Raw genomic sequence first — 6,175 nt, forward strand, 5'->3', positions numbered from 1 at the left:
GCCGGTCACTGGTTGTCCGGCAGCCCCAACGGGTTGAGCGGCAGCTGACCGCGACAGAGCGCCGAGATCGGCTTCAACGCCGCCGCCAGCCGGTCGAGTTCGGCACGCGGGTAGTCCTCCCAGACCCGGGCCGCGGCCAGGTCGGTGGCGGCCTCCAGCGACTGGTGGCCGATCCGGCCGAGTTCGGTGACCGTCCCCTCGGCGGTCAGCCAGCCGCGCTCGACCAGGCGCTCGGCCGCGGCCTCCCACTCGGCGTCCGTCCAGCCGCGCAGCGGCTGGAGGTCCTCGCGCCGCAGGTCCATCGCGCAGCGGATCACCAGCGCCTCGCAGCCGTCCAGCCCGGCCGTCACCAGAGCGGCCACGTGGCCGTCGCCGCGGTGCTCGCGCATCACGGTGGCGGCCTGCCAGAGCCGCTCGTACAGGCCGCTGGGGCGGGGGAGCGCGGCGTTGGCGGCGGCCAGCACCCGGCCGGCGCAGTCCAGCCGGGTGGCGGCCTGCTCCAGGGTCTCGGCGACCAGTTCGACCTGGGCCCGGTCCACGTGCTCCAGCCGTTGCCCCAGGACCGTCGCCGAGGCCTTCAGCCGGGCGGTCAGCGCCTCCTCCGGGCTCGCGTGGTTCCACACCTCCGGCAGGGCGCGCTCGACCATCGCCGGGGCGAAGTTGAAGAACGCGGCGGTCACCGGCGTCGCGTCCACCGCGCCGAGCGGGGCCGCGCGGGTGCCGAAGTAGCCGTGCAGCCGGCCGTGCAGACCGGCCTCCTCGAAGGTGGCGCGGGCCTCGGGCTGGAAGTAGGTGACGGCGTGCACCGGCTCGAAGAGCCACCACAGGGCGCGGGCGGGATGGACGAGATCGGCCATCGGGGGACCTTCCTCGGACGGAGCTCCCGGCGGGGCGGGAGCTCGGCTGGTCGGGACGGCCCGGCAGGCCCGGCGGCGGCCGGTGGCCCTCCGGCGGGGGTGCGTGGACCGCTCACCAGCTGATGACCACGGCGGCGGCCCAGGTAATCCCGGATAGGAGTGTGATGGCGGTCACACGGACGCCCGTCGGGTGCGGGCGGCGGGGCGCGGCACGGGATGATGGGACGAGGTGCCCGCTCCGGGGGTGCCCAGCCCTCGCAAGCCCTCGTACGAAGGTAGTCGGTCATGGCCCAGATCAACCCCAGCATCCTGTCCGCGGACTTCGCCCGGCTCGCCGACGAGGCCGAGGCCGTCCGGGGTTCCGACTGGCTGCACGTGGACGTCATGGACAACCACTTCGTGCCCAACCTGACCCTCGGCGTCCCGGTGGTCGAGTCGCTCGCCCGGGCCACCGACATCCCGCTCGACTGCCACCTGATGATCGAGGACCCGGACCGCTGGGCCCCGCAGTACGTCGAGGCCGGCGCCGGCTCGGTCACCTTCCACGTCGAGGCCGCCGCCGCGCCCGTCCGGCTCGCCCGCGAGATCCGGGCCAAGGGCGCCCGCGCCTCGATGGCCCTCAAGCCGGGCACCCCGATCGAGCCGTACGAGGACCTGCTCCCCGAGCTCGACATGCTGCTGATCATGACCGTCGAGCCCGGCTTCGGCGGCCAGGCGTTCCTGGACATCATGCTGCCGAAGATCCGCCGCACCCGGGAGCTGATCGCCAAGCACGACCTGGAGCTGTGGCTCCAGGTGGACGGCGGCGTCGCGGCGAGCACGATCGAGCGCTGCGCGGAGGCGGGCGCGGACGTGTTCGTGGCCGGCTCGGCGGTGTACGGGGCCGAGGACCCGGCCGAGGCGGTCCGCAACCTGCGCGGGCTGGCCGAGAAGGCGACGGCGGACGCCTGGTGGGCCTGCGGGCACTGAGTCCCCCGACGGCGGGACCGCCGGATGGCCGGGCACGGGTGGAGGAACACCGTGCCGTGCCGGATGATCGGTGACGGCGTCCTCCTCGGGGGCGGCTCGCCGGCCGCGTGGTGACGATGTCCCCGGAGGACTCCGCCCGGCCCCTCTCCGTTCGGTGGTGGAACCGCGATGAGCAACCTCGACCTCAAGCCGACCCCGACCAGCTGCGGCCGCGAGGCCAGCGCCGGCCCGGTCCGGGATCTACTGACGGCCCGTCAAGTTCGGCTGGGCGAGAGCACGATGGTCCGCCGACTGCTCCCCAGCCTCGGGCGCCGGATGGTCGGCGCCTGGTGCTTCGTGGACCACTACGGCCCCGACGACATCGCCGACCAGCCCGGCATGCAGGTCCCGCCGCACCCGCACATGGGCCTCCAGACGGTCAGCTGGCTCCACCAGGGCGAGGTGCTGCACCGCGACAGCCTCGGCAGCCTCCAGACCGTCCGGCCGTACGAGCTGGGCCTGATGACCTCCGGCCGGGCGATCTCGCACTCCGAGGAGTCCCCGCGCCCGCACGCCCGCCACCTGCACGGCGCCCAGCTCTGGGTCGCCCTCCCGGACGCCAGCCGGCACCTCGCCCCGGCCTTCGAGCACCACCCCGACCTGCCCGTGGTCACCGCCCCGGGCCTGCGCGCCACCGTCATCCTCGGCACCCTCGACACGGCCACCTCGCCCGGGACCACCCACACCCCGCTGGTCGGCGCCGACCTCGCCCTCACCGAGGGCGCCGGCCTCCGCCTCCCGCTCGTCCCCGACTTCGAGTACGCCGTCCTCGCCATGTCCGGCCGCGTCGACGTCGACGGCGCCCCGGTCGAGCCCGGCTCCCTGCTCTACCTCGGCTGCGGACGCCCCGAACTCCCCCTCCGCGCCCACACCGACGCCGCCGTCCTCCTCCTGGGCGGCGAGCCCTTCGACGAGAAGATCGTCATGTGGTGGAACTTCATCGGGCGCTCGACGGAGGACATCGCCCGGGCCCGGGCCGACTGGATGACCGGCGACCGCTTCGGCGAGGTCCACGGCTACGCGGGCGAACGGCTGCCGGCGCCGGAGCTGCCCGACATCCCGCTGAAGGCGCGGGGGCGGGTGCGGTGAGCGGGGACGGGGACGGGGCGGGGTGTCGGCGGGGCTCCGGTGTCAGGTGGTGAGGCCGTCCAGTTCGGCGGTCCAGTCGATGCGGGTGGCCTCGGTGCCCCGGGGGACCAGGGCGAAGCTCTCCCGGCGGAGCCAGCGGCGGACCTGGCGGGCGGGGAGGTCGACCAGCACCACGCTGTCGCAGCCGCGGAGCATGATGCGCAGGGACGCGCGGCCGTGGCAGGTGCAGGGCGGCCAGACGCGGACGTCGCCGAGGCCGGTGGGCCGGTGCAGCCCCTCCCACAGGAGGTCGCGGGAGAACTGCCAGACGCCCGCGTCGGACGCGGGGCCGAGGAACTCGAGGGCGACGGCGAGCGGGTCGTCGCTGCGGTAGCCGAGGCGGACCGGGACGTCGACGCTCTCGTGCTCGCCGAGGACGAGCCCGGCCTGGAGCGCGATGTCGGTGCCGGTGGCCTCGGGGTGGGGCTGGGGGCTGGAGACGGAGTGGGCGGGCATGGGGTTCTCCTGAGCGGTGTCGGGGCGGGAGCCGGTGCCGGGGTGCACGGCGTGCACGGGGCGGGTAGGGGAGGGGCCGCTCGGGTTCGCACGGGCGGGGCACCGGTGCCGTCGGCGGCGCGACGCGCTCGCCCCACGTCCTGGGAACTGCCGGGGAACAGGGGGAGGCGGCGCCGTCCTCCACGCTAGAAGACCGTACCGACGCGGATGTTCCGGCCGTGCATCTCCGCATGATGATCCGCGCACCGCGCGCACGCCCTGGGTCCTCCACGGCCAGGTCCGGGTGGTGGGACCCACCGCCTCCTGCCGGGGGACCTGCCGCCGGGGCCGGTCGGTTGCTACAGAGCGATGAAGCTCCGTCGGGCAATCCCTACCTCGGTCGGTGGTCGCCGGGCTCGGGGCGCGGCGAGAATCGTGGCTACGAGCTGCCGCTCATCCCTCGGCCACCGCCGGCAGGCGGTCCCCCCCCAGCACCTGTACTGAACCCTCGAACCGGTCGGAGCCTTCCGTGATCCCGTCGGGACCCTCCCCCATGCCCGAAACCGAGTACCACCAGTTCGGCCAGGCCGCCCCCGGCGGCGGTGGCTGCGTCGACATCCTGTCCCCGCCGCCCGGGGCCGATCCGGAGGACTGCCTCTACGTCGTCCTGCACCTGCGGGGCGCGGCCTCCGTGCGGCGCCACGGCGCCAGCACCGCGTTGGCGCCCGGTGACCTGCTGATCGACACCACCCCGCACCCGGCGGGCCTGTTGCAGGACGCGCAGTGCCGGACGCTCCGTTTCCGGGTCCCCTGCTTCTACCTGGGGGTGCGGCCCGGTGACGTCCGGCGCGCCGGCGGGCTGCTGGCGCGGGGGGACGAGGGCGTCGGCTCGCTCGCCTCCCAGTTCCTGCGGACGCTCGCCGCCCAGGCCCGGGCGCACCGGGCCCGGCCGGGCAACCACCTCGCGCGCAGCGTCGCCGACATCGTCGCGGTGCTGGTGACCGAACTGCTGGAGCGGGAGGGGCCGGAGCAGCCGAGCGGTTCGGCGGAGCTGCTGGCGCGGATACGCGCGCACATCGAGGAGAACCTCGCCGATCCGGACCTGGCGCCCGAGGCGATCGCCCGCTCCCAGCACATCTCGGTGCGGTACCTGCACAAGCTGTTCCAGCAGGACGGGACGACCGTGGGCCAGTTCGTGCGGCAGCGCCGACTGGACGCCTGCCGACGGGAGTTGGAGCGTCCCTCGCGCAGGCAGACCAGCGTCTCGGCGGTCGCGCACCGGTGGGGCTTCGTCAGCCACTCCCACTTCAGCCGGGCGTTCCGCGACACCTACGGGGTCTCGCCCCGCGAGTGGCAGGCGTACGCGGCGCAGGGCGACGGCCGCGGCCCGGTCTCCTGACGCCCTCCTCCCTCCTCTCGACGCCCCTGTCCGTGCAGCGCCGTCCGGTGTCGTTCGACAGTCCGCCATGTCCTCCTCCAGGCCCACCGTCAGACCTGCCGTCAGACCCGCCGTCGTGCTCGTCCACGACGGCTGATCCGGCGCGGCCGGCTGGGTCGGCGTCATCGCCGAACTCCACAGTCGCGGCCTGACCGTGGTCGCCGTCGCGAACCCGCCGCGGGGGCTCGCCCACGACGCCGCCTACCTGACCGACGTCCTCGCGGGCGTCGACGGTCCGGCCGGCCGAAGGCGGCTGCCGTCACACCGGTCAGCGGTCGGTGTGGATCTCCGCGATGTAGCCGCCGGGGAACCGCACCACCGCGCTGTCCCGGCCGCCCGCGCGGACCGGTCCCGACAGCACCTCGGCGCCGGCGGCCTTCGCCCGCTCCAGGGTGGCGCCGAGGTCCGGCACGCCGTAGCCGGTGAGCTCCCGCCCGAACGGGTGGGGCAGGTGGCCGTCCGTCACCGCGACCGTGGTGGCGCCGAACCCGGAGGTGAGGCGGATGAGCCGGTACGTCGTGCCGGGCCGGCCGATGGCGGCGCCGTCGGCCTTCCGGTCGTCCGAGACGATCCGGCCCTGGGTGAAGGAGAGGTAGCTGCGCAGGAACGCGCCGACCGAGTCCGGGGGCAGATAGAGCCGGTTCTCCGGCACGCTGGCCAGTGGCGGGGAGTCGGTCGGGGCGGTGAGCTGGTAGAGCTGGGTGCTGATCCCGCCGGGGAACTGGACGACGGCGTCCCGGCCGATCGGGTCGGCGAATGGCGCCACCGTGACGGCGGCGCCGTCGGCGCGGGCCGCCTCGACCGCCTCGTCGAGGTCGGTCACCCGCCAGCCGGTGCGCTCGGTGCCGAAGGGGTACGGGACGGGCGTGGTGTAGTCGAACACCGACAGCGGGCCGACCGGGGACGACACCACCTGGGTGGTCGTTCGGCTGGTCGTCGGGGTCACCTGGCCGGACACCGGCGCGGTCGCGGTGCCGCCGAAGGTGGCCGTCCAGCTGCCGACGAAGGCCTGCTCGGTGCCGGGCTCGACGTAGACGTGGGTGGCGTCGTACCGCGGGTCGACGGCGAACCGGCCGTGCCTGACCGGCGGTTGACCTTGGTTTCCCTGCTCGACCGGGGCCGCTGTGGCGACGGGGACCGCTGTCACGACGGCGAGTGCCGCCATCAGCGGGACGATGCGGCGGGCCGGACGAAGCTTCACGGGGAACCTCCTGGTCGTGGTGCGTGACCGGCATCCGATCGAACGGTCGCCGGAGCCGGAGCGGTCGGTACCGCCGTCGCGGGCCGGGCCGGGGGCTGGGCCTCGGGC

The 6,175-nt window shown here is 74.9% G+C and carries 6 protein-coding genes; 3 read left to right on the top strand and 3 right to left on the bottom strand.

What is annotated here, in order from left to right; all coding sequences use genetic code 11:
- Positions 1 to 5: 5 nt before the first annotated feature.
- Positions 6 to 857 carry a hypothetical protein gene (locus tag ACFRMQ_RS06895; RefSeq protein ID WP_380727743.1) on the bottom strand — a complete coding sequence of 284 codons (852 nt, stop codon included), beginning with the start codon at positions 855 to 857 and terminating at the stop codon, positions 6 to 8.
- Between the two features lie 285 nt (positions 858 to 1,142).
- Between ACFRMQ_RS06895 and rpe the strand changes: the two genes are divergently transcribed.
- Complete coding sequence (gene rpe / locus ACFRMQ_RS06900; RefSeq protein WP_380727745.1) at positions 1,143 to 1,826, top strand: ribulose-phosphate 3-epimerase; 684 nt, start codon at positions 1,143 to 1,145, stop codon at positions 1,824 to 1,826.
- A 168-nt stretch (positions 1,827 to 1,994) separates the two neighbouring features.
- Positions 1,995 to 2,954: a pirin family protein gene (locus tag ACFRMQ_RS06905; protein ID WP_380727747.1), complete on the top strand. Its 960-nt coding sequence runs from the start codon at positions 1,995 to 1,997 to the stop codon at positions 2,952 to 2,954.
- Positions 2,955 to 2,996: 42 nt separating this feature from the next.
- Here the strand turns inward: ACFRMQ_RS06905 and ACFRMQ_RS06910 are convergent, their stop codons facing one another.
- Positions 2,997 to 3,449: an SsgA family sporulation/cell division regulator gene (locus tag ACFRMQ_RS06910; protein ID WP_380727749.1), complete on the bottom strand. Its 453-nt coding sequence runs from the start codon at positions 3,447 to 3,449 to the stop codon at positions 2,997 to 2,999.
- Between the two features lie 532 nt (positions 3,450 to 3,981).
- Here ACFRMQ_RS06910 and ACFRMQ_RS06915 point away from each other — a divergent pair.
- On the top strand, positions 3,982 to 4,827 hold the full coding sequence (locus ACFRMQ_RS06915; RefSeq protein ID WP_380727751.1) for a helix-turn-helix domain-containing protein: 846 nt from the start codon (positions 3,982 to 3,984) through the stop codon (positions 4,825 to 4,827).
- A 307-nt stretch (positions 4,828 to 5,134) separates the two neighbouring features.
- Here the strand turns inward: ACFRMQ_RS06915 and ACFRMQ_RS06920 are convergent, their stop codons facing one another.
- Positions 5,135 to 6,067, bottom strand: a complete 933-nt coding sequence (locus tag ACFRMQ_RS06920) for a VOC family protein (RefSeq protein ID WP_380727753.1) — start codon at positions 6,065 to 6,067, stop codon at positions 5,135 to 5,137.
- Between the last annotated feature and the right edge of the window lie 108 nt (positions 6,068 to 6,175).

Origin of the sequence: Kitasatospora sp. NPDC056783, assembly GCF_042789895.1 — a bacterium.
Classification (GTDB): Bacteria; Actinomycetota; Actinomycetes; order Streptomycetales; family Streptomycetaceae; genus Kitasatospora.